Origin of the sequence: Microbacterium oxydans, from assembly GCF_000956525.1 — a bacterium.
GTDB lineage: Bacteria > Actinomycetota > Actinomycetes > Actinomycetales > Microbacteriaceae > Microbacterium > Microbacterium oxydans_A.
In genome coordinates this window covers 26,609-50,425 of record NZ_JYIW01000018.1, presented here as the reverse complement: position 1 = coordinate 50,425, position 23,817 = coordinate 26,609, and the positions used below count along the sequence as shown (strand labels likewise).

The window sequence follows — 23,817 nt, the reverse complement described above, 5'->3', positions numbered from 1 at the left end:
CGTCCGCCCCACCGAAGCGGCCATTCGCGACCCCCGCAGCGCGCGCCGCTGGGGGCGGGCGAGGGCTCAGGCCCGCGGGGCGGCGGTCGAGGAACGCACGCGGAGTTCCGGCTGGATCAGCTCGCGCTCCCCGGTCTCCTCGCCCTCGATCGCGGCGAGCAGCTCGCCGATCACGACCTCGCCCAGCAGCGCGAAGTGCTGCCGCACCGTGGTGAGCGGGGGCTGGTAGTGCCGCGCATCCGGCACATCGTCGAACCCGACGACACTCACATCCTCCGGCACACGGATGCCGCGCTCCGCCAGCCCGTGCATGAGCCCGAGCGCCATCTGGTCATTGGCGACGAAGACGGCGGTGGCCGCTCCGAGCTCCAGCTCACGACCGAATGCATACCCGGAGTCCGACGACCAGTCGCCGATGAGCGGCGGCACGACGGGCAGCCCCTCCTCCGCGAGCACGGCGTGCCAGGCCTCGGTTCGGGCCTTCGCATCGAACCAGTCGGGTGGACCGGCGATGTGCAGGATCGCGCGATGCCCGAGGTCGATCAGATGACGCACCGCGGCCGTCGCCCCTGCCCGTTGGTCCACGGATGCGGTGTGCATCTGCTCGTCCGGCTCCTCCTTGACGACCAGTGTGGGCACCGCGATGGCTTGCTGGCGCAGGAGATCGAGGGATGAGGCGCGTGGCGCGATCACGCAGAGGGCGTCCACGCCCTGCGTCACGAGTTCGACCACGCCGGCATCCACCCGGCGGCCGTCGGCGTCGCCCACCGAGAAGCTGCTCACGGCATAGCCGTTCTGCCGCGCGGCGACCTCGATCGCCCGCAGGACACTGCTCGGCCCGTAGAAGCCGGGGTTGTCGACGATGACGCCGATCCGCATGGCCCGGTTGGTCGCGAGGGCGCGGGCGATCGAGCTGCGCGTGTAGTGCATCTCGTCGATCGCCGTCATCACCTTGTCCCTGGTGGACTCGCGGATGTTCGGGTGGCCGTTGAGCACGCGCGACACCGTCATATGCGAGACGCCGGCGCGCTCGGCGACGTCGTAGATGCTCGGCTTGCGTGAACCGCCGGCTGGTGCGGAATCGGTGGTCATGAAGCCCCCCCTCGCACGATGACCGCGAACGGTACAACGATAGTGCGCGAGCGGAGCGATCGCCGGATGCCGGCCTCGGAGGCTCCCGACGCCGGTGCACGAAGAGCGGTGGTCAGCCCGTGGATCGCCTCCTGACCCGGCGGGCGAGGACAACTGCCCCGATGGCGAGCAGTGCGACGCCGGTCACGATCAGCACTGTCGGCAGATCCGCACCGGTACCGGCGAGGCCGTCGACGACCGGCGGAGTGCTGAGCGGCAGGATCTCGACGTGGATCTGCACGCCACCGATGACCTCGGCATCCGTATCGTCGATGAGCGCGAAGGGGAACGTCATCCGATGACCCGCTCTCGGTCGTGGTCGGCGAGCGACAGCGCTTCTTCGCGGCCTCGCTCGACGGCCTGCGAGATCAGGTCCTCGACCCGGCGACGGGAGCGGATGCGGTTCCAGAGCAGGGCGAACACGAGCAGCGCGACCCCGGCGACGACGAGCAGCTGCGGCCAGGGCATCGCCCACGCCGTCACCGCCGCCGTCGAGGGCTCGACGGCGAGCGTCTCACCGCCGAGCGATGCAGCGACCGGCGTCACCGTCAGCTCACCCGAGAGGAAGAACAGGGGCCAGACATCGGTCACCGTGAGCGTGAACGAGCGCGTCTCACCGGGGAGCAACACCTGCGGCCGCTGTCCCTCTGCGGGGAACGCGAGCCGCTGACCGGCGATGTCCAGCGTGCCGGCGGCATCCATCCGTGCGTTTCCGGTGTTCTCCACCTCGAAGGCGACCGTGAGCTCGCCCGCTTCGAACGGGTTCGCGTCGACCCGGAAATCGGCCTGCACGCCGCCGACCGCGAACGCCGGAGTGATCGCTCCTGCGACCCGGGTGATGACCTTGACCCCGACCCGGCTCTCGACGCCGACACCGGTCGCCCCGGCATCATCGGTCTTGACCGAGAAGACGGATGCCGCGACGCCGGCCGCGTGATCGCCTGGCTCGGCGTTCTCGGGCACGGTGATCGTGAAGGGGATCACCGCCGAGCCACCAGCCGCGATCTCGACGTCGTCGGGAATGGCGATCCAGGTGCCGGCTCCCGTCGACTCCTGATCGGAGGCGAGCATGTCGAACCTGCCAGCCTCCGTGGTGAAACCATCCGCAGCGGAGAGCGAGAAGACGACGTCGCTCGCGCCGAGATTGCGCACGAGCACATGCTCCTCGACACGCTCGCCGGGGTCGAGCTCGTGCTCGATCGCGACGCGACCGTCCGCACCAGCAGCGTCCGCCGGTGACACCGACCAGGAGACCGCGTCAGCCTGCGCATCGTCGGCGAGCGCGCTCGAGGGGAGCGTCAGGCTTCCGAGCGCCGCCAGCAGGGCGGCGGCGCTCAGCGCAATCCGAGCACGAGGGCGGGTGATCATGATGTCTCCGGCGGACGAGGGGGACTCAGTACGAGTCTTCGAACAGCGACAGCGTCAGCGTCGAGGTGTACGAGCCGGGGGCGACCGTGACCGGCGTCTTCAGCACGAGGTTCGCGGTCGCGGTCCACTGGCCGGACGCGGCCTGCGCGTCGGCGGAGTCGAGGGCGAGGGCGAGCAGCTCCTGCCCGACCAGGCCGACGTTGTTCACGCCGCCGTCGATCGAGGTACCGACTGCGTCACCCTCGGCGACCTCGCCCTCGTTGGCGGTGACGATGCTCGGCGTCCAGCCGAGATGGTCGGGGGTGATGCTCGGCTGCCCCGCGGCGCCGACGAAGTCGCTCGCCTGTCCGGTGACGTACCAGAACACTCCGGCGTCGACATCCTCACGGGTGTCGGTCACCGTGACATTCGGCAGGGCGCCGGTGAACTGGCGGAACGACGCGGTCGACCCGGTCTCCGTGAGGGTGGTCTGTGTTCCCGCGACGGTGAGGCTCAGTGCCCCGGTCTCGGTGGAGGCGATGTCGACCGTGACATCGACGTCGCCGGATCCGTTCTCGCTCGGGTCGGCGAACGCGGCGACCCCCACACCGGCGAGCATCAGGCCGCCGATCACTCCGACGGCGCAGCGCGCGGCCAGACTCTTGTTGCTCATATCGGTCTCCAGTTCCTCGGCCGGCGGGGCCGCGCCGAATCGATGATCAGCCTGCGGCTGTCGGGTTCGCTTCAGGCATCGGGCAGGAACTGCATGGGCGCCCTTGCCCGGCGCACTCCCCCAGCGGAGTGCGGCCACCCCCGGATTGTTACCGGGAACGTCGATACCCTACGATCCCGATCATCGGCGCGTCAAGTTGCGACGCACGCCCGGAATCCGCCACTCCTCCGATTTCGGTCATCCCTGTATTTCCGCCATTGTGTCCGCTAACATTCCGAGGAGCCCGCCCGAAGGGCACCCCCCGGATGTCCGCGTCGGCGGCGCATTCAGTCAACGACGACAGGAGATCCCGCCGTGAGCGCATCCCGCCCCTCCCCACCCCCACGCAGGCGGCTGACGGCCGCAGCCGTCGTCGGGACGCTCGCCGCGTCGCTGTGCGCCCTCACCCCGTCCTCGGCGTTCGCCGCCGACGTGCCGGCACCCACCGCGCACTACGACATGTCGCACTCGGGCACCGCACTGCTCGACGTGTCGGGCAACGGGCGCAACGCGACCCTGACCGGCTTCACGGATGCCTCCTTCGTCGACGCCGGCGGTGACGACGTGCTGCGCTTCGCGAAGGACGGCTACGCAGCACTCCCCCAGGGCCTCGTCACCGGCACCGACAACGACTTCACGGTCGAGTACACCGTGGCGACGCAGACCGCGGGGAACCAGTTCGGCTGGGTGATCGGCAACGGCGTCGGCGCATGGAACACCACCGCGCTCGGCAACCATGTCTTCGTGAACCCCCGCTCCAGCGAAGGCTCCTACAACACCCAGGTGCTCGCCGGCATCCGGGTCAAGACCCAGACGGGCAACGGCGAGACCCGGCTGCCGGCCGGCGGTGGACTCAACCCCGGCTTCACCACGCTCACCATGGTCGGCAGCGGCAGCACCCTCACGCTGTACCGCGATGGTCAGGTCATCTCCACGACCACCCACGCCAACACCCTGAGCTCCGTCGTCCCCGCGACCGGCACCCTCGGCTACCTCGGCCGATCGCTCTACACGGGCGATGCGCTGCTCGCCGCCGACGTCACCGACGTGCGGTTCTGGGACACCTCGCTGACCGCCGATCAGGTGTCCGCGAGCATGCCGACCGCATCGGAGAAGTCCGCCACCACGCAGGCACTGCTCCGCGGTGATCTGCTGCCCGTCGTCAAGGGAGCGAACGCCACCCTCGACTCGGTGCGCAGCAACCTCACCTTCCCCGCGTCCTCGAACGGCGTGGCCCTCACCTGGTCGACGTCGGACACCTCGGTGATCTCGAACACCGGCGTCGTCTCGCGTGCGGTCTCGACCGACACCACGGTGACGATCACCGCCACGCCGGCCTCCGGTGCACCGATCACCTTCACCGTGACGGTGGCCGCGGCATCCGCTTCCGCCGATCTCGACGCGATCGACCTCTCCGAGCGCACCACCGAGAACCTCCCGCTGGTGACGAAGGGGACGGTCGACGCCTCGACCATCACCTGGTCGTCTTCGGATGACGCCCTCGTCACGCCGACGGATGCGGCCTACGTCGCCCCCTCCGTCGGCGCGGCCGACGCCTACCGCGGCGGCGGCATCGTGGAGCGCCCCGCGTACGGCACCGGCGACCGCGATGTCACCCTCACCGCGCACGCCACGCTGAACGGCACGACCCTGTCGCGCGAGTTCACGGTGACGGTCGCCGAGCACGCCCGCACGGCCCCGGATGCCGGCTACGCCAGCGCCTACTTCAAGTCGGACGGCGACGAGAAGATCTACCAGGCGGCGACCAGCGGCAACGACTTCTTCAGCTTCTCCCCCGTGAACGACGGCAAGGCCGTGATCACATCGACCGCAGACACCACCGGCCTCCGCGACCCGTACATCCTGCGCTCGCACGACGGCGACAAGTACTACATGATCGCCACCGACCTCTGCATCAGCTGCGGCACCGGCTGGGGTCCTGCGCAGTCGCAGGGCAGCCTCAAGGTCGAGGTCTGGGAGTCGACCGACATGGTCTCCTGGGCGCGCACCAACGGCGAGAACACGGGCATCACGATCAACCGGCCAGAGGCCGGCATGACCTGGGCGCCCGAGGCGTACTGGGACGATGAGCTGCAGTCGTACGTGGTGTTCTTCGCCTCGCGGATGTACGCCGACGCGAGCCACACGAACAGCGACAACCTGTACGCCCGCATGTTCTACGTCACGACCCGCGACTTCAAGACCTTCACCTCCCCGCCCGCCAGCTGGCAGGACACGGGCTACGCGCGCATCGACTCGACCGTCACGAAGATCGGCGACTCCTACTACCGCTTCACCAAGAACGAGGAGTCCGGAGCCGCCGGTACCCTCGAAGCCGGCAAGGACATCTTCCTCGAGCGCTCGACGGTGCTGACCGCCCCGACGACCTCGTCGAACTGGAACGCCGATCCGACGAAGACCTGGCAGCTCACCGACACCCGGATGACCACGCTCGAGACCGGCCAGGCCGGCGAAGGCCCCGAGATCATCAAGCTCAACGCGGGTGACCCGAACAACACCTCCGGTGACGGCTACGTCTTCCTCGTCGACAACTACGCGGCTGGCGGCTACCGCGCCTTCCTCACGACGGGTGCGGAGATCGCGTCGAGCAGCCAGGCCGACCGCCTCTCACAGCGCTCGACCTGGAACGTCCGCCCCGCGGGCGGACTCCCGACGAGCCCGCGTCACGGCGCCTTCGTCAGCGTTCCGCAGACCGTGCTCACCGCGATGCACGACTGGACGTCGATCGAGGCCGTCTCCTCGACCACCGCGCTCGCCCTCGACGGACGCCGTGCCACGGCATCCGTCACCGCGGCCGACAGCGGCGACGTGGCAGGGACCGTCACCTTCACCGGCGGCGCCTGGAGCACGACGGTCGCCCTCTCCGACGGCGCGGCAGCGGTCGACGTGCCCACCGGGGTCACCGCCGTCACCGCGACCTACGACGGGTACCGCGACGGACTGGTCTCCGCGTCGTCCTCGGCCGAAGTGCCCGTCAGCACACTGAACATCACCACCACGTCGAGCCTGCGCTGCGTGCTCGGCAAGGCGCAGGTCGTGGTCACCGTGCACAACACGGCCACCGTCGCCGCATCCGTGACCGTCACCAGCCCGTACGGCGCGAAGACGCTGACGCTCGCCGCGGGGGCATCGTCCTCGGCATCGTTCGCCACCCGCCTCGCCGCCGTCCCTGCCGGCACCATCTCGGTGACCGCGACTGCTCCCGGCGGGCAGTCCTTCGCCGGGTCAGTCCCGCTCGCCGCCGGCACCTGCAACTGATCGGAACGATGATCATGACGAGTCTGCTCAGCAGGACCATCCGGAAGGCGACGGCCGTGGCCGCCGCTGCCGCGACCGTGGTGGCGATCGGAGCCGTGTCGACGCACACGGCCTCGGTCGCCGCCGAGGGGCCGACGCCCCTCATCCACTACACGTTCGACGCCGTCTCCGGCGCGACGGTGGGTGACACCACCGGCAACGGCTACGACGCGACGATCAGGCAGAACGGCGCGAAGGTCGAGAACGGGCAGCTCTCGCTGCCAGGAGGCAACGCCTCGAGTGCGGGGTACCTCGAGATCCCGACCGCTGGGCTGGTCGGCAGGAAGACGCTGACGGTCTCGACGTGGCTGAGCGGACGAACCGGACCGGCCAACACGGCGGCGGCGTTCCTCGGAGCTCCGGTCGCATCCGGCGCCGGCTACTCCAGCGGCTACTGGCTGCTCAACCCGGCCAACCCGAGTGGGTACGTGAAGTCAGTCGTGACGAACGCCACGAATGCCGGAGCCCCGTGGGGCACCGAGGTCGGCGCCGGAGCGACGAACGCCGCGACCTCGGGCGCGCGCACCCCCGCCGGCATGTCGCTGTACACGAGCGTGATCGACGGCACGTCCGGCACCCTGACCACCTATGTCAACGGCGTGCAGATCTCGTCGGTCGCGATCGCGCGCGACGTGTCGTCGTTCGGCTCGGCGCTCGTGGGCTACCTCGGACGCTCGACGTACAACGACGCCGGCTGGGCAGGCGACGTCGACGACTTCGCGGTCTACGGAAGCGCGCTCACGTCCGTCGAGGTGCAGCAGCTCTTCTCCGATCAGGCGCTCGAGCGGGCGGTGGCCTCGGTCACCGTGCCCTCAACGGCGACGTCGGACTTCAGCGTGCCGACCTCGACCAGCGGCGTCGCGATCTCGTGGGCATCCGACAGCCCCGCGGTGCAGTTCACGGGTGGCGCCGCCACCGTGCAGCGTCCCGCCCCGGGATCGGCGGATGCCGTGGCCACCCTCACCGCCACATTCACGGTCGGCGGGGCGCTCACCACCCGGACGTTCACCGTGACGGTGCCAGCCGCGCTCTCCGATCAGGCCAAGGTTGACGCTGATCTGACGACTGTCGCCGTGCCCGGAGCCGACGATGTCAGGACGTCGTTCTCGGTTCCCACGACCGGCGCGAACGGCTCGGCTCTGAGCTGGACCGTCACCAGCGGCTCGGCGTCCGCAGCACTCCGCGAGGGGGTGCGCGACGGATCGGCGACCGTGTCGATCACGCGGCCGGTGGCCGGTTCCGCATCGGCGACCGCGACGCTCTCCGTCACGGCATCCGTCGGCCAGGCCACGGCGACGCGCACCGTCACGCTGACCGTGCGCCCGCAGCCGGCCGGTGGCGCGGATCCGGAGGCGTATGTCTGGGCCTTCTTCACCGGCGAGGGCGCAGGCGCCGAGCGTGTGAGCCTCGCCGCGTCGAAGGGCGACGACGCGCTGCGCTGGAACACCCTGAACGGCGGCGAGCCGATCTTCACCTCGACGCAGGGGACGCAGGGGCTGCGCGATCCGTTCATCATCCGCTCGCATGAGGGCGACCGGTTCTACATGCTCGCGACCGACCTGAAGATCGACGGACTCGCGGGTGGATTCACGACCTCGCAGCTCTCCGGATCCCGGTCCATCGAGGTCTGGGAGTCGACCGACCTCGTCAACTGGTCCGCGCAGCGCCATGTGCAGGTGTCGTCTGCGTACGCGGGCAACACCTGGGCGCCGGAGGCGTACTGGGACGACGAGATCCAGCGGTACGTCGTCTTCTGGGCGTCGAACCTCTACCCGACGACGGATGCCTCCAGCCGCACGGCCGTGACGTACAACCGCATGATGTACGCGACGACGGATGACTTCGTGACGTTCTCCGAGCCGCAGATCTGGTCTGACGTCCGGCGTGGCTCTGGCCTCGGTCTGATCGACTCGACCGTCGCCGAGGAGGACGGCGTCTACTACCGCTTCACGAAGGACGAGGCGTCGATGACGATCCGCGAGGAGAAGTCGACCGACCTGCTCGCCACGATCGACGGCACGCTGCCCGGCACCAGCGGCAGCGCCGACGAGTGGACGCTCGTCAAGGAGCGGATCGCGACCGGACTGCCGAACGGCGAACCCGGCGGCACCTACTCCAGCGGTGAAGGGCCGAACATCTTCCCGGCGAACCCCGGCGACGTGAACGGCTTGTCGTGGTACCTGTTCATCGATCAGCCGTCGTACCACGGCGGTCCGAACCACTACATCCCGTTCGGGTCGGACGACATCACCGACGGATCGTCGTGGCAGGCCCTCGGCTCGACTCTGCGGGCGAATCTGCCGCAGAACAGCGACGGCGGCAAGCCTCGGCACGGCACGGTGCTCCCGGTGACGCGCGCCGAGTACCAGACGGTGCTCGAGGGCTTCGCACCCGAGATCGCGGTGGCCGATGTCGCCCCGATCGCTGTATCGACCCGTGCTGGCAGCGCGCCGGTGCTGCCGAAGGCGACGTTGACGACCGCGAGCGGGACCACAGCGACGGTCGACGTCGCGTGGGAGGGCGTCGCCCCCGTTGACTACGCGAGCGCCGGCACCTTCACCGTGCGCGGTGTCGCGCAGGATGCCTCTCGCATGCCGGTCACGGCGACGGTCACCGTCACCCCCGGCATCGGACTCGACGTGTCCACACGCTGCGTGGCAGGCAAGGTCGTGATCACGGCGAAGGTCGCCAACGCCGGAACGGATGCCGCACGCGTCACGGTGTCGTCCGCCTTCGGCACGCAGATCGTCGACCTCGCCGGCGGCCGGACGTCGACGGTGACCTTCAGCACACGGGCCGCATCGGTGCCCTCTGGCCAGGTGCAGGCGACCGTGTCGGGCTCGACGGTCACGGGGACGTTCGCCGCCAAGACCTGCTGACTCCACTCCCCACCTCCAGTCGCGCCGCTCCCGTCGAGATAGGGCATCGAATCCTCGGATTCGACTGTCGTATCGCGACGGGAGCGGCGTTTGATGTACCTGCGAGGCATCCTGTCCTCTGTGCCACGACAGCATGACCCTGTTTCCGAAACGGCTCAGGTTCCGGAGGTGAGTCGTGGCGGGACGGCTGGCGAGAGTCCCGGTTCGTGAAACCACCACGAGGATCGGGCCGCGACTTTGGTTGCGGCGTGTCCGAGACTGAGTAGTAGAATCGGTACCGGTAGCTAGGGATGAAAGAATTCCCCGAGCGCCAATTCGAGAAACCCACGCCTAGGCGTGGGTTTCTGCGTTGTGCTGGGATACTTGCCGAGTGCTGCTGGCGTACATAGATGAGATCGGTGAAACCGGTGCGTTCGTCAGCCGCGACCACCACCGCTTCAACACGAACCCGGCGTTCGGGTACGCCGGGTTCATCATCCCCGCGGAGAAAGCGCGAATCTTCGGACAGAGGTTCAACGAGGTCAAGCGGACGCTCTTCAAAACCGAGATCGAGGCCGCAGAGCACCCAGGTCGCTGGGAACGCAAGGGCGCGGACATCTTCCGCCCGGATACCCCGAAGAAGTACGGGTATCAGCTCCGCGCGTTATCGCCCGATACGCTGACGTGCAAGATCAACACGTCATGGTCGTCATCGACCAGATCAACGAGAAGACCCGCGCGGAGCGGCTCCCGAACATGTACGGGCACATCCTCAGCCGTGCAGCGGAGTTCCCCGAGATGCGGCGCATCATCGAACCTCCCATGCACGTGGATAGCGTCCTGAGTTCGAATATTCAGTTCGCTGACTGGGTCGCCGCCTGCGTCTCCCGCGCGATCGACTATCACCTCATCGAAGATTCGCTCTATGGATGGGTGACAGAGAAGGACCGCTTCACAGCGCTCCACGGGGCCTTCACCGTGGAGTCAAAACTGCATCTCTGGCACCGCGCCGTGAAAGACCTCCACCACTCGGACATCATCCGGCACTACCGTTCGCGCTACCCCATCACGGAGGGGCAGCGAATCGCCGGCACGGTCGACCCTGCAATTCTTCGGCGCATGAAGGCGGCTGCAGAGCGCGCGAGCAGTTCCCGACGCTGAACCTCCAGGCTTCGGCGATTCAGCCTCCTCGAGACACACGCCGGGCGCACGACACCCCGCCCCCTCCTGCTGTGGGGCCAGCAGGAGGGGGCGGGGTGTCGAGAGGTCAGTCACCGCGGGGAAGCAGTGACCTCACCTCACTCCGTCTCGGTCGAAACGACCGAGCGGCCTCGGCGACGCAGGATCCAGAACCCGGATCCGAGCGCCAGGAGGAGTGCTCCGAGCCATGCAGCCGTCAACGACGCGCTCGCGTCGCCTCCGGTGTTGGCGAGGGAGCCGTCGGTACCGCCGGTTCCGCCGCCGGAGGACGACCCGCCGTCGGTGCCACCGTCGGTGCCGCCACCGGTGTTCGCGCGGGTGACCGTGAGCGGCAGCCGAGCGAGCTCCGTCTCACCGTCACGCAGCACGATGTCGTGCGCGCCCGCCGCCATGTCGGCAGGGATCGTGACGGTCGCCTCGATCCGACCGTCTGCGGTGGTCGCGGTCGCGAGCGCACGGTAGGTGCTCTCGATGCCGATCTCGACCTCGCCTGCCGTCACGCCGGTGGCGGTCACGGTGACCGTGCCTCCTGCGGCGACGGTCGTGTCCGACAGCTGCGCGCGCAGCTCGGCACCAGAGCTGTCGTCGATGGGAGCGAACGCCCAGTTGTCGACCTCGAACAGGTCGGCATCCGCATCGACACCCTCGGCGCCGGCGAAGACGAAGAACACATCGTGCTCACCCGTCGCGCCGGTGACCTCGGCCTCGACCGTGGTCCACTCGCCGACCGTCCCGTCGACCGGGATCTCGGCGACGACCGGACCATCGACATCGTCCAGACGCACCTGGATGCTGCTGCCGGCGACCAGCGGCTTCACCTTCGCCGACACCGTCTGAGCACCGGAGCCGAAGTCGACCCCGGAGATGCCGGAGAAGTCCCCGTCATCCACGCCCGAGAGCACCATGTTGCCCGAGCCGTTGTGCTCTGCGAACTCGGCGGACGCCTCAGTGGTCGCCGCAGTGGTGATGCCGAGCTGCCATGCGAGCGTCTCGGCCTCGAACGTGCGGTACGGGTCGAAGCTCTCGACCTGCGAGACGCCGGCCTTGGTGCCGACGACCGGCTTGATGGTGCCGTCCTCGTTGAACTCCAGCTTGTCGATGTGCACCGACCGGTACCCCTGGGTCGCCCCGGGGGTGCCGAGCGCAGCCGCCCACGCCGCCCCGCGCGTCTGCGCGTGGTAGGTGAAGTACGTCTCGCCCTTGTAGGTGAACATGTCGGAGTGGTTGTTGCCGCCGTTGCCGGCTCCGAAGAACGTGCCCTGGTTCTGGAAGGCCACACCCGCATACTCCGAGGAGCCGAGCTTCATCGGGTCATCGGTCATCATGTAGGCGATCGCACCCCGCGACGGGTACAGTCCAGGCACTTCGTTCACCTGGAAGTTCGACGAGTACGAGTAGTAGTACTTGCCGTCGTGCTTGAACATGCTCGATGCCTCGAACATGCCGGGGGCGTCGATCTCGACCGGGTCGCCGTCGAGGGTGACCATGTCGTCCTTGAGCTTCACGACACGGGTCGACTTCGGGTTCTGCGGTCCCTGCACGTTCGGCGAGGTGCCGATCTGCGAGTTGCCGCCGAAGTACAGGTAGCCCTGTCCGTCATCGTCGATGAACACCTCGGGGTCGAAGAGCCACATGCCGGCGGGGAAGCCGCCGCCGGCGATGTAGTCGCGCGACACCGTGTCGGGGATGATCTTCTTACCAACGGGATCGGTCCACGGGCCGAGCGGTGAGCCGCCGACGACGACAGCCGTCCCGGTTCCGTTGTCGCAGAAGTAGAGGTAGACCTTGCCGTCCTTCTCGATGGCCGCCGGAGCCCACGAGTTGCGCGACCAGGGAGCGGCCCCGCCTTCGCGCGCGATCGGCACCGAGCCGTGGTCGACCCAGTTGACCATGTCGGTCGTCGACATCACGTTGAGCCGGGTGATCCCGCCGTACCCGTTCGACTGCGTCGGCAGACCGTTCGCATCCTTGCTGTTCAGGTCGTACTGCTGCGTGTCGTCGGTCGAGTAGATGTAGAGCCGACCGTTGTAGATCAGGTGGTGCGGATCCGCGCCGAACTTGTGACCGACGAGCGGGTTGTGGTCGCCGATCGGCTTGGTCTGCACCTTCTCCAGGCTGGTGAACGCCGGCACCTCAGGGGCATCCGCGATCTTGATGAGCGAGAGCTCGTCGACCTTGAAGTCCTGCAGCGCAGCGGAACCCCAGGGGGTCTCGACGAAGAGCCATCCGGCGGCGACGTGCTTCGCCTCGGCCGTGAACTCCTGCGAGAACGTGCCCCATTCGCCCTTCGTGAAGGTGTGCCCGTAGTCGGCGCATCCGTTGAAGTTCGTCGGGCAGAACGTGAAGTTGAACTGCTGGGTGGCGTTGCCCTCGTCGTACTTGAGCTTGCCGGTGAGTCGGTATGAGGCACCGAGCTCGATCTTGTCGGCGACGCTGGCGAACGGCCCTGACTGCGTGTTCTCCCGGCCGGTCACCTGCAGCGAGTGGGCGCCGCTGGCAGCATCGTCGCTGAGAGCGAGCGTGCCGCCGCGGGTGTTGGTCCAGCCGGCGGTGTCGGAGACGAAGCGACCGTCCGGCAGGAGGTTCCCCGGCACTGCGGGCGGCTCGGTGACCGCGGGGGCACCGTCATCCGTCTTCAGCGAGACGTCATCGATCACGAAGGACTGCACGTCGGTGTTCCACGGGGTCTCGACGAAGAGGATGTCGTAGTCGGCCGTCAACGGCGTGAAGCTCTTCTCGATGGTCGACCACTGGCCCGCCGTGGCGGTCGTCGAGGCGACGACATCACAGCGGCTTCGCGATGACGTGCACAGCACCACGTTGAAGTTCTGCGTGGCTCGCCCGGTGTCGAACTTCAGCGAGAGCGACAGGTCGTACGACTGATCGGTCTCGAGCAGACCCGTCACCGTGGCGGTCGGACCGGACTGGAAGCTCGAGCGGCCGCCGATCGCGAGCGACTTCGTGCCGCTCTTGGCATCGGAACTCTGCGAGAGCGTTCCTCCGAGGGGAGCGGTCCAGCCGGAGATCCCGGCTTCGAACGTGCCGTTCGCGATCACGTCGACCGGTGCGGCGAAGGCCGCACCAGGAAGGCCGACGGCGGTGACGGACGAGGCGATGAGCACCGCGACCCCCAGCACCGCCGCGGGGCGTGAGACGGATCGGCGACGTCGCCGTTCCGTGGATCCAGAATGTGATTTCACTGCGTGTTCTCCTTGCGGATCGGTTCGCTCGAGGCGCGCTGGCGCGCGCCGATCGACGGCGTCTCGAGGATCGGGACGCCGCGGTCGGTGAGACCTCAGGCGAGGGGTGGGATTCGACCGATCGCAGTCAGTCCGCAGCGGGTCGCCACGGGCGCAGCGCCGGTCTCCTTGTGGGCTCGGTGCTGGTCAGTGACGAGGGCCGGACGTTCGGCGCACGGTGCGCTCGTGTCCCTGTCGGATGCGGGTACTGGCAACGCTGTGCATGCGCTCTCCTCCTCGAGATGGCGAATTCGGCCGGCTGGACCTCGTGCCGTCGCACTGGTCATGGCATATCGGCCGTTCCGTGCATGTTACCGGTAACAGAATCCGAACCGCAAGCGTCGGTCTTCAGCGAGGCGGTCGCCGTGCGCGTCAATCCACCCTCGGGATGATCTCGGATACCCCCGCGGGCCGATGCGCACCGCCGTCGCCTGACCGTACGTTCGAGGTCATGGGTCCACTCGCACTTCCTCACCGCCCGCTCGTGCCACTCGCCGCTGTCGGCGTGATCGCGGTCCTGCTGCTCGTCGTCCCCGCGCCGGGCAGCCTCAGCGTCATCGCCACGCGGTCGCTCGCCGGCATGGGGACTGCGGTTCCGCACATCGATCTCGTCTCTGAGTTCGGGCTGGTGGCACTCGCGCTCGCGACGGGCGGTGCGATGATCGCAGCGTGGCGGCAGCACCCCGAACGCCGCCTGGCCACGGGCGTCGCGGCGCTCGGCGTCATCCTCGCCCTGGTGTCCAGCGAAGGCGCCAAGGTGCTCTTCGCTCAGGCACGCCCGTGCTCACGATGGGCCATCGCCGGCGAATGCCCGCCGCCCGGAGACTGGTCGCTTCCCTCGAATCACGCGACCCTCGCCTTCGGCGCGGCGGTCGTCATCGCCATCGCCATCGGCCGTACCTGGATCGCGTGGACCGTTGCCGTTCTCGCTGCGCTCGTCGCGGTCGGCCGCGTCGCCCAGGGCGTCCACTATCTGCACGATGTCGCGCTCGGGGCGGTGTTCGGTCTCGTGATCCCGACCGCCCTCGTGGTCATCGCTCTGACGTTCGCTCGGCGCGCGCAGCACCGGACCGGCTCGCGTCCGTCCCGGCGCGGATGACAGGCCGGTAGCACCCAGAGATGGGAGAGGCGGTCGGACGCTGCCACGCGCCCGACCGCCCGACCGCCCGACCGCCCGTGATCAGCCGAAGGCGGAGATCGCCCCGAGACCGAACACGATCGCAGACACGAGCCCGCCGAGTGCCAGGCGGATCACGCGCACCACGAACCGACGCCGTGTCCGGATCCAGGGGAGGCCGTCGAAGCGCAGCACGAGCCCGGCCACACCACCGGCGGCGAGCGCGACGGCCGCGAACCACAGCACGATCGGCACGCCGGCCCAGCCCGTCGCGAAGTGCAGCACGGTGAACAGCGCGAGGAGTCCGACGGACTCGGCGATCGCGGCGATCCGATCCGCGATCCTGAACCGTCTGATCCCCCATGATCTGACGGCGTAGAGCGCGGAGAAGGCCACGAGTGCGATGGCGAGGAACAGGTTCATTTCGTGATGCCCTTCTCGATGAGGTTCACAACGACAGCAGGAAGCTGGGCAGCGGTGTTCGAGAGCACGATCGCACCCCTGCCGCCCGCACGATCGAGGATGAGGAACGACGCGAAGCCTCCGGTCTGCCCGTTGTGCAGCGTCAACGTCGGCCCGTCCTCCTGGTCGATGATCGTCCAGGCGTACCCCTCGTCGATCCCGCCATCGCCCGGGTGCCGGTCCATCGCCTCCGCGCCGGGAGCAGTGCCGTCGAGGAGCGCCCGAAGGTACTTCGTCATGTCGCCGAGCGTCGAGCGGATGCCGCCCGCCGGGGCGAACGCGGCGATCGACCAGGCCTCCTGCGGCACCCCGGTCGCGGAGTATCCGGTCGTCGGCTGCTGCAGGTCGGTCCCGTCGAACGAGATCCTGCTCTGTGTCATCTGCAACGGGTCGAAGATCCGCTCCTGCACGAGCTCCGGATACTCGACGCCCGCCCGCTCGGCGAGCGCCTGTCCGAGCAACGACATCCCCAGATTCGAGTACCGGAAGGTTCCGGGCTCGGAAGCCTGCTGGCGGCCGGCCTGCTCGAGCAGATCGTTCACACTCCCCCGATAGGGGTTGCGGTTGGTGATCGTGTCGAGCAGCACACGCGGGGTGGATGCCTCATCGAGACTGGGGAGCCCGGAGGTGTGGTTCGACAGGCTCACCAGGGTGACAGCACCGGCTGGCGTGCCATCCAGCACCGGGAAGATCTCCGCCAGGGTCTCGGTCGGAGCGACCTCGTCTCGTTCGATCGCGATCGCGAACAGGTGGCCGGTGAAGGTCTTCGTCACCGACCCGATCTCGTACTCCGTGTCGTCATCGGCACCGAAGCCGGTGGTGACCGCCGCGTCCTCCGATGCGAGGTCGATGTACGCGACGCTCAGGCGGTCGAGCGCTCCCCCGGCACGCGCGTCCTCCTCCACGGTCCTGGCGAGCGCAGCGTCGCCACTCGAGTGCGGTCTGAGACTGGGCGATGGCGGCGTCACGACGATGCCGAGTGCGAGCACGATGCACGCCGCGACAGCTGCCGCCCCGATGGCTGCTGGAGATGGTCTTGTCATGCCTCCATGCCATCAAGGATGCGTGCGCCGCAGAAGTGTCCGCCTGTCATCCGATGCCGTGACAAAAGGCATGCTCGACCAGATGACCGCCCGCCGCGGCATCCGCGCTCTGCGAGGATGAACGACATGATCACGGTTCACCTGCGCTACGAGATCGCCCCTGACAAGCTCGACGACTTCACCGAGTACGGACGCACATGGATCCGGCTCGTGGAGAAGCATGGCGGCACCCATCACGGCTACTTCATGCCGAGCGAGGGCGACAGCGACGAGGCCTTCGCGCTGTTCACCTTCCCTTCGCTCGCCGCGTACGAGGTCTAGAAAGGACAGCAGCTCGGAGGCCATCAGCCGGACGCGGAATCGCTTGACCGGGCTCGGCGAATCCTGACTGGAGACCTCAGCCCCGAAGGCACGCGGATCGAGTTGGACGCGGCGCTCCACGCTCTTGTCGACCGCGAACGCGGCGGCTGAGCTATCCGCTGAAGGAACCGTCGACGAGCGCCTGGGCAGCGCCGGCAACCTCGTCGAAGCGCCCTTCGCGAATCGCGGTTACGGCAGTACTGTCCGCCAGCCACGGATTGGCGCCGATGAACCACAGCCGGGCCACGTCAGGGCCTTCGGCATCGCTAACTTTGCGCCATGCCGCTTCGGCGCACTCGAGTCGACGGATGGCGTCAGCATCCGCGTGAGGACCATCCTCAGTTCCCCAGGCGATCGCGGCATGCGTGTCCTTCGAACCGGCCAACGTCGATACGAGCGTCGGGCCGAGGACACTCGTGAGATGGCGGACAAGATCTGCTTGGCGGGACGGGGCCATGCTGCGATCCTATTCCGGTCCAGACCAACCGCCGTGGTTCTATTTCAAGCACAACAGGTTCGCCGGCAGCTCCGGAGCCCACGCCCGTGTGCACCGAGCTCGGCGAAGCACACAAGGGTTCACCGCGTGCACAACGGTTCACAGCGAAAGTGACGACCATGGAACTCGAGATCACCGTCACGCCCCGCGAGACACTCGTGTGGGCGATGCGGCCCCTGGCAGCGCAGGAGCTGCGCCACGAGCTCGCAGAGTCTGGCTACCTCGTGCGAGATGCCGACCCGTGGGAGCTGGACAACGCCGGTCTCATCCCCGAAGGCGCGCACCTCGAGTTCGATCCGGCGCGCATCTTCGATGTCGGGATAGGCGCGGACGCGAACGCAACGCTCCATGCGCTGGTCGACTCCGGGCACACGCTCGTCTGGCACCGGTGGCAGACGCGGCTCGCACGGAAGGTCTGGGGCGTGCCTGTGGCGATACCGCGCAAGGGCCGGCCGCGCGCCGCCGGCATCGAGAGGGCCACACACTTCGGCACGGCGGTGCGCAGTCACTTCGGGCTCGGGCTCCGCATCTCTCGCGAGACCTACGCGACGATCAACAAGCGCTCGTCGCTCCCGCGGTGGCACCGTGAGGACAACCCCGAGCTGTGGGATTCCCTCGACTGGTCGCACGAAGACGCCGAACACCGCTTCCACTCCGACGAATGGTGCGAAAAGCATCGCGAGAGAGCGCTGCAGAACTTCGACCTGAACATGGCGCACTTCGCCTCCCTCGATCGCGACGAGTTCGAGCAGGCGCTGCAATCGGCTGTCGCCAGCCGGCGCGGCATGGTGGAAGTCACGGACCTGACGAAGTGGGACGGCGTGCCCGGGCTCTACATCATGGTGCTTGACGAGTTCGCCCAGGTCTACGTCGGGGTCGCCAACTCGTCGACGGGGATCGCGAAGCGCATCCGCCAGCACTGGACCAACCAGAAGCAGTTCGACCGACTCATCTGGGGTGACGTCACCTCATCGATTCTCTCGATCGACAGCTTCCGGGCCCTCGACACCACCCGCATCTTCGCGCTCAAGACCGAGCGCACATTCGACGACGAGAACCCGCTCCTCGAGCAGTTCCCGAGGAAGTTCACGCTGAACCGCGTCATGGGCGGCAACGACGTCGTCCATCTCGCTGGCTTCCTCGGCGTCGCGGCCGTCAAGCGGACGCGCGAGTTCGCAGACCCGGCCTCCGAGTCGCAGGCGCCATGAGCCGCGAGATCCGCTCCCTCCGCAACGACGCGGCCGCCTGGTACAGCGGCGTGCTCGACGAGGTCACAGCGGCGCTCCCGTCGTCCATCGATCGTGCACGTCAGATCCTCGAGCCGATCGCCGGCGAAGTGTGGATGGGTAGTCTCACCCTTCACGGCGTGACTACGGCCGGCAGCGGTGCCCGCACTTCGCGTCGCGTCTCCGATCGCACGCGCGCCGAGGTGTTCCTCCGCGACGGATTCCTCTGCACGTACTGCGGCGGCCGCACGATCCCCCGATGCATCCTCGTCGCGATCAGCGACGTGTTCCCCGACGAGTTCTCGTACTACGCGCACTACCGCCGCGGCACAGTGCATCCGGCGTACTGGGCACTCGCGCCCGAAGCTGACCACGTACTCGCGCACGCCGGTGGCGGATCGAGCGACCCGGCGAATCTCACGACACTGCACGCGATGTGCAACACGCGGAAGTCCAGCCTCGCTGCCGACTCTCTACCGTTGGTCGCCGCGACGCCCGCGCGCGATTCCGAATGGGATGGCCTGCTCTCCCGATACGCCGACATCGTCACCATCGGCGAGACGGCAGGCCGTCGGCACGCCTCCCCTGACTACCACTCGAGCTGGCTTCGCCGCTTCGGACGGCGGGCCGACGACATACGCCTCAACTAGAGCGCCTTCGGGCTCGGCTCGCCGTGGTGTTAGATGAACGTGACCTCCGAAGGAGTTGAGCTGTGCCACTGATCCCGCAACAGAACATCGTCGTCGTGACCGGCCCGTACAACCTCAAGCGCGGCCAGGACACCATTCAGGCCGCGGCGGAAGAGCTACAAGCCGCGCTCGAGAACTACCCTCCCTGCCGGATCATTTCCCTGACCGGGTCCGGGATCATGCACGACTACTCGCTGACAGCTGTCGTAGAGACAGTCTGATGGTCGAGGAGCGTCCATACGATCAGCGCCCAGCTGCACGGCCAATTCGACTGCCTCTCCCTCCGACGGGTGCTCCTCACGCACCGGCTCCGCAGCCCGTGAAGAAGCGCCGGTGGGGGCTGATGGTCACCATCACCAGCCTGGTCGCGATCACCGCCGGCGTTATCCTCATCGTGAACCTGATCCAGCAGGCGACGCCGGAAGCCGCAACCCCCGAATGCGACGCCGCATTCGGGTCGGCCAGCGACGCGATGAATCAGCACTACGCGACGCATCCCCTGTTCGGGCCCGAGTACGATGCGATCTACGCTGACGGTGCTGTTTCGGATGAAGAGCAAGCGACGCTCAGCGCGATGCTCGCCGACGAGGAAGCACAGTTCGCAGCACTAATCGATCCGGTTTACGACGCATGCACCGGGGTGGAAGATCTCTACGCAGGGGCATTCGCACACCGAGAGGACGCGGATTGGGCACTGCTTGACGTCGAATCGATGAGCCGCGAGGACATAAAGGCGGGCTTCGTCTTCTCCCACTGCTACGAGAAGGAGGCGCGGCGTGCATGCTCCGATTTCGTTCTGGAGGATTGGAACAGCGAGCTCTGAGCGGCGCATAAGCCACGCGCGCCGGCGGCACCACTCGGCCGGCCAACCGAAGAGACGCCCTTGAAAGAAGTGAACGACGCAACCCGGCATACCCGCCTACAAGGAGTCCGCGCCGGCATCGAAGAACTCCACACAAAGGCTCTCGCCGAACGCGAAGGAGAAGTTTTCACGACCGAGGAGACGCTCGCTCGAATAGCCAACGCCTCACGCTGAACCCGCATCGGGAAGCAGGGATAGCCGCATTCGTCCCGAATCGCGTTCTTGAGACGAGGACGTCTTGCCTGCGCGATTCGCCAGCGGAGATGGCGGCCCCGCTGGCGAGATCGAAAATCGCGGCGACCACGATCGCCTCGACCCTTCGACACAACCCCGCCGCCCGTGAACAACACGTCGTGCGCGATGACGCTCGCAGCGAATCCGAGCCGGATAGCGCCGGATGCTGAGCGACAGCCCAGGCCGAATCGCTCTGCATGGTCGCAAACGTGCGGATGCCGGCAAGTCGATCGAGTCTGAGCCACCCCCGCGCAGCGGACTCGACCAGAACTACGGTCACCGTGTGCAGACGGGGAACACCGCTGCGATTTACGTCCGCGGCGCCAGGCAGCCAACGAGGTGACTGATCCTTCACTTGCGCGGCAGACCTCGCTACACACTCTTGCGGACGCGCAGACCTTCGTGATCCCGCTCGAGCACCCGCCCAGGCGATCAGTAACTCAGCCCCATCTCACTTCAACGTCTGGCCCACTACCCCCGATAAGACCAGTTATCCCGACTATCGGTGCGGATCCTCTTCGATGCGATCACGTAACCGGACAAGATGGAGGCCTTCCCCTCTCTCGATCCAGCTACGCCTTCGGTGACCGCCCAACGACAACCGCGGATGGCCGCGTTCAAGGGGGAAAGAGCCAGGGAGACACCCGTCTGGACGATCTGGTCGCTTGAAAGAGTCAGAAGCTGATCCCCTCGGAGCCGCCAGGGGTCGCGCAGGCAGTGCTTGCACCCGGGCCAGCGACGACGAAGTCCGTCGAGAAACAGGTCCGCGAGGCGCACAGGGTCGCCAACATTTCCCGGGGCTCCGGTAGCCACGATGCCGTGGCTGGCGCGGGTGAGGATCAGCAGATTGCGATGACGAAAATCCTCACGGGTGAGGTGCTCGCCAGCACCGAACTCGACGCGACGCCGAACGAGATCGCACCGGCACCAGGCTGATCCACCGCTGATCACAGAGAGAGGGGATGTCTGGGGCCTTTCGCCCCCGGCATCCCCTCGCTGCTACTTCTGCTTTTGCATCCGTCGAGGTCGCTGCGTCACGCCGCAGGGTAGGGGTGTTCGGCGCCGTCTCGCCGGGTGTAGATGTCCCAGTAGTGCTCGGCGATGGTGTCGGCCTGACTCTCGGGGCCAGCGGCACCGATCCAGGTGGAGATCGGCACGTGCGCCGCGTACACACCCGTACCGGCGGTGACCTGGTTCAGTTTCATCACGTAGGCGCGAAGGGCGGCGGTGGCGATGGCGATGTTGCCGAACTCGGGCGGCCCGGCGAGCGGGTTCTTCGAGGATCCGCCGGTGGTGAACAGGAGGGTTCCCGAGTCGCGTCCGATCATGTCGGGCAGGACCTGCTGCGCTGCGGCGAGACCGCCGTAGAGGTAGTAGTCCAGTTCGGACTGGATGTTCTCCACCGTCGCATCCAGCGGAGCGACCATGGCTTCCGGGGACATTCCGGGCGAGGGCGAGAACTCCAGCACGTCGACGCGGCCGTACCGTTCGTCGATGCGGGCGAACGCCGCGGCCAGGGATGGCCTGTCCGTGATGTCGGCGGCGAAGCCGGCGGCGTCGATGCCTGCCTCGCCGAGTTCTGCGGCGAGGCGGTCGAGCGTGTCCTGGGTGCGGGATACGAGAGCGACGGAGAAGCCGTGGCGGCCGAACACTGTGGCGATTGAGAGGCCCAGTCCGGGGCCGGCACCGACGATGGCGATGGTGGGCATAAGAGGATTCCTTTCGAGCGAGAACAGGATAAATGGAACCTGGGCTCCGGATGATCATCACACAAATGGAGCGGAATTTCCACTTAACGGGTAGACTGCTGGTATGCCCGCCCCGACCGAGAAGACGAGGCCCCTGCGCCTCGACGCGGAGCGCAACCGTGCAGCGATCCTCACTGCGGCGGCGACGGTGTACGCCGAGCGAGGTTCTCATACGTCGTTGGAAGAGGTCGCCACGTTGGCCGGCGTCGGAGTCGGCACGGTGTACCGCCGCTTTCCGACCAAGGGGCTGTTGATAGAGGCGCTTCTCGAGGCCACCATGCGCGACTATGCGGAACGCATCGAAGCGTTCGCCGTGCAGGCCGAGACCGAGCCGTGGGAAGCGTTCCGGGGGCACGTGATGTCACTCGTGCACATGCAGGCGAAGGACCGGGCGTTCAGCGAGGTGATCGCCGATCCCGCATCGAGCTCGGACGCCTTCCGGGATCATCATGACCGGGCACTGCGCGCATCACTCGCGCTCACCGCACGGGCGCAGAGCGCGGGCGTCCTCCGTGAGGATTTTCACCACCGCGACCTGCTGATCCTCACCCGCGCCAGCCACGGCATCGTGGCTGCGGGAGACCCGGAAGACGTCGGCGACCCCGTGCGCCTCGCGGAACTGTTCCTCGAAGCACTCCGTCGTCGCTGACCCGCACATACGGGGGTGATGACGCGGTATGCCGGGTTCCGCGTTCTCACCGACGGACAAGTGTCAGAGGATGCCGTCGCCGTACCGGAAGACTGGGTTGTCGGTGTCGAAGGGGGCGTCCGGCCGGCTCGCTGCGGCCGCCGCGGTCGAGCGGGGCAGGTCGAAGGGAAGGCGACCCTCGGCGCGAGCGACGTCGGTGATGACGTCGATCACTGCCTCATCCGTGGCGCCGAACTCGACGAGGAGAGCGGCTGCTGCCTCGGCCAACTCGGGGATGGCAGCCGGTCGGTCGAGGTAGAGAACGATGATCGTTGGTGTGGTTTGACAGGAGCGATGGGCATCCAAGATTGAGAGAAAGCGGCACCTCCGCACCCCCGATCAGCAAAATCGCCCACGCGGTACTGCAGCCGTCAGTGATCGTCGACGACGTAGTACAGTTCCGGGTCCTGGCGGGCGTTATAGAGGTCCACGTACGCCTTCGCGATGACGGCGGGTTCTGCGTCGGGGTGCCCAGCTCCGATCAGCGCGCTGATCGCGATGTAGGCGACGTAGACGCCTTTGTCACTGAGCGCGTTGTGCAGGTTCAGGGTCCAGTTCCGTAGTCCGGCGGTGGCGATGCCGATACTGCCGAAGGCGGGTCTCGGGTTGATGGAGCCTCCGCCGGTCGTGATGAGCACTGTTCCGGTGCCGGCGGCGATCATGTCCGGCAGCACCGCTCCGACCGCGCTGAGGGCTCCGCCGATGTAGAAGTCGATCTGGGGCTGCAGGTTCTCTGCGGTCACCTCCAGGACGTCGGCCGGTGCCAGAGTTCGGTCGGCCGGGGAGAACTCCAAGACGTCGATCGGCCCAAGCTCGGCTTTGATCGCCGCCAGCGCAGTCGTGATCGTGGCCGGTGCACTGACGTCGGCGGTGAATCCGCGCGCGTGGATGCCTTCGCTTTCCAGCGTCTGGACGAGGGTGTCGAGTTTGCTCTGTGTGCGAGCCACGAGAGCGACGTCGAATCCTTCGTGTCCGAAGGCACGGGCGATCTCGATGCCGAGGCCGGAGCCTGCTCCGATGATGGTGATCAGGGGCATTGGGTGAGTCCTTTCGTTTCCTACCGCGGCGCGGAGGGGGCTGCTGGTGA

The 23,817-nt window shown here is 67.6% G+C and carries 20 protein-coding genes and 1 pseudogene; 10 read left to right on the top strand and 11 right to left on the bottom strand.

The window, feature by feature from the left end:
• Positions 1-66 precede the first annotated feature (66 nt).
• From RS83_RS03265 to RS83_RS03250, 4 genes are all read right to left on the bottom strand, one after another.
• Positions 67-1,092, bottom strand: a complete 1,026-nt coding sequence (locus RS83_RS03265) for a LacI family DNA-binding transcriptional regulator (protein ID WP_045278082.1) — start codon at positions 1,090-1,092, stop codon at positions 67-69.
• A gap of 112 nt (positions 1,093-1,204) precedes the next feature.
• On the bottom strand, positions 1,205-1,426 hold the full coding sequence (locus RS83_RS03260) for a hypothetical protein (protein ID WP_045278081.1): 222 nt from the start codon (positions 1,424-1,426) through the stop codon (positions 1,205-1,207).
• A complete protein-coding gene (locus RS83_RS03255; protein ID WP_045278080.1) occupies positions 1,423-2,499 on the bottom strand; it encodes a hypothetical protein in 1,077 nt (358 codons plus the stop codon). Before RS83_RS03255 ends, RS83_RS03260 begins: the two co-directional genes overlap by 4 nt.
• 25 nt (positions 2,500-2,524) lie before the next feature.
• Complete coding sequence (locus RS83_RS03250) at positions 2,525-3,151, bottom strand: hypothetical protein (protein WP_045278079.1); 627 nt, start codon at positions 3,149-3,151, stop codon at positions 2,525-2,527.
• Between the two features lie 354 nt (positions 3,152-3,505).
• Here RS83_RS03250 and RS83_RS03245 point away from each other — a divergent pair, with 354 nt between their 5' ends.
• The 3 genes from RS83_RS03245 to RS83_RS19060 all read left to right on the top strand — a co-directional run bounded on the left by RS83_RS03245 (position 3,506) and on the right by RS83_RS19060 (position 10,527).
• Complete coding sequence (locus RS83_RS03245; RefSeq protein ID WP_156153099.1) at positions 3,506-6,469, top strand: immunoglobulin-like domain-containing protein; 2,964 nt, start codon at positions 3,506-3,508, stop codon at positions 6,467-6,469.
• Between the two features lie 14 nt (positions 6,470-6,483).
• The gene (locus tag RS83_RS03240; RefSeq protein WP_156153098.1) at positions 6,484-9,387 is read left to right on the top strand and encodes an immunoglobulin-like domain-containing protein; all 2,904 of its coding nucleotides are present in this window, start codon (positions 6,484-6,486) and stop codon (positions 9,385-9,387) included.
• 681 nt (positions 9,388-10,068) lie between these two features.
• The gene (locus tag RS83_RS19060) at positions 10,069-10,527 is read left to right on the top strand and encodes a DUF3800 domain-containing protein (RefSeq protein WP_045278078.1); all 459 of its coding nucleotides are present in this window, start codon (positions 10,069-10,071) and stop codon (positions 10,525-10,527) included.
• A 137-nt stretch (positions 10,528-10,664) separates the two neighbouring features.
• Here the strand turns inward: RS83_RS19060 and RS83_RS03230 are convergent, their stop codons facing one another.
• Positions 10,665-13,766, bottom strand: a complete 3,102-nt coding sequence (locus tag RS83_RS03230; protein ID WP_231587712.1) for a carbohydrate binding domain-containing protein — start codon at positions 13,764-13,766, stop codon at positions 10,665-10,667.
• 490 nt (positions 13,767-14,256) lie between these two features.
• On the opposite strand from RS83_RS03230, the gene RS83_RS03225 reads away from it, so the two are divergent.
• On the top strand, positions 14,257-14,904 hold the full coding sequence (locus tag RS83_RS03225; protein WP_052678800.1) for a phosphatase PAP2 family protein: 648 nt from the start codon (positions 14,257-14,259) through the stop codon (positions 14,902-14,904).
• A gap of 81 nt (positions 14,905-14,985) precedes the next feature.
• On the opposite strand, the gene RS83_RS03220 is transcribed toward RS83_RS03225, so the two are convergent.
• Together RS83_RS03220 and RS83_RS03215 are read right to left on the bottom strand one after the other, a co-directional pair.
• Positions 14,986-15,345 carry a hypothetical protein gene (locus RS83_RS03220; RefSeq protein ID WP_045278077.1) on the bottom strand — a complete coding sequence of 120 codons (360 nt, stop codon included), beginning with the start codon at positions 15,343-15,345 and terminating at the stop codon, positions 14,986-14,988.
• The gene (locus RS83_RS03215) at positions 15,342-16,427 is read right to left on the bottom strand and encodes a serine hydrolase domain-containing protein (RefSeq protein WP_045278076.1); all 1,086 of its coding nucleotides are present in this window, start codon (positions 16,425-16,427) and stop codon (positions 15,342-15,344) included. The genes RS83_RS03220 and RS83_RS03215 overlap by 4 nt, the downstream gene beginning before the upstream one ends.
• A gap of 126 nt (positions 16,428-16,553) precedes the next feature.
• Here RS83_RS03215 and RS83_RS03210 point away from each other — a divergent pair.
• Positions 16,554-16,742: pseudogene (locus RS83_RS03210) on the top strand (NIPSNAP family protein); the annotation flags it as partial.
• A gap of 157 nt (positions 16,743-16,899) precedes the next feature.
• Here the strand turns inward: RS83_RS03210 and RS83_RS03205 are convergent.
• Complete coding sequence (locus RS83_RS03205; protein WP_045278075.1) at positions 16,900-17,244, bottom strand: hypothetical protein; 345 nt, start codon at positions 17,242-17,244, stop codon at positions 16,900-16,902.
• Positions 17,245-17,402: 158 nt separating this feature from the next.
• On the opposite strand from RS83_RS03205, the gene RS83_RS18185 reads away from it, so the two are divergent.
• The 4 genes from RS83_RS18185 to RS83_RS03185 all read left to right on the top strand — a co-directional run bounded on the left by RS83_RS18185 (position 17,403) and on the right by RS83_RS03185 (position 20,021).
• Entirely contained in the window at positions 17,403-18,491 is a 1,089-nt protein-coding gene (locus tag RS83_RS18185) for a hypothetical protein (RefSeq protein WP_052678798.1), read from the top strand.
• Positions 18,488-19,159 carry an HNH endonuclease gene (locus RS83_RS03195; RefSeq protein ID WP_045278074.1) on the top strand — a complete coding sequence of 224 codons (672 nt, stop codon included), beginning with the start codon at positions 18,488-18,490 and terminating at the stop codon, positions 19,157-19,159. Before RS83_RS18185 ends, RS83_RS03195 begins: the two co-directional genes overlap by 4 nt.
• A 62-nt stretch (positions 19,160-19,221) precedes the next feature.
• On the top strand, positions 19,222-19,419 hold the full coding sequence (locus RS83_RS03190) for a hypothetical protein (RefSeq protein ID WP_045278073.1): 198 nt from the start codon (positions 19,222-19,224) through the stop codon (positions 19,417-19,419).
• A gap of 122 nt (positions 19,420-19,541) precedes the next feature.
• Positions 19,542-20,021, top strand: coding sequence for a hypothetical protein (locus tag RS83_RS03185; RefSeq protein ID WP_045278072.1), 480 nt, complete (start codon positions 19,542-19,544; stop codon positions 20,019-20,021).
• Between the two features lie 1,307 nt (positions 20,022-21,328).
• On the opposite strand, the gene RS83_RS03180 is transcribed toward RS83_RS03185, so the two are convergent.
• Positions 21,329-22,003: an SDR family NAD(P)-dependent oxidoreductase gene (locus RS83_RS03180; protein ID WP_045278071.1), complete on the bottom strand. Its 675-nt coding sequence runs from the start codon at positions 22,001-22,003 to the stop codon at positions 21,329-21,331.
• 103 nt (positions 22,004-22,106) lie between these two features.
• Here RS83_RS03180 and RS83_RS03175 point away from each other — a divergent pair, with 103 nt between their 5' ends.
• A complete protein-coding gene (locus RS83_RS03175) occupies positions 22,107-22,691 on the top strand; it encodes a TetR/AcrR family transcriptional regulator (protein WP_045278070.1) in 585 nt (194 codons plus the stop codon).
• Between the two features lie 63 nt (positions 22,692-22,754).
• Here the strand turns inward: RS83_RS03175 and RS83_RS03170 are convergent, their stop codons facing one another.
• Together RS83_RS03170 and RS83_RS03165 are read right to left on the bottom strand one after the other, a co-directional pair.
• Entirely contained in the window at positions 22,755-22,958 is a 204-nt protein-coding gene (locus RS83_RS03170; RefSeq protein ID WP_045278069.1) for a hypothetical protein, read from the bottom strand.
• Between the two features lie 143 nt (positions 22,959-23,101).
• Positions 23,102-23,767: an SDR family NAD(P)-dependent oxidoreductase gene (locus RS83_RS03165; protein ID WP_045278068.1), complete on the bottom strand. Its 666-nt coding sequence runs from the start codon at positions 23,765-23,767 to the stop codon at positions 23,102-23,104.
• Positions 23,768-23,817: the final 50 nt, after the last annotated feature.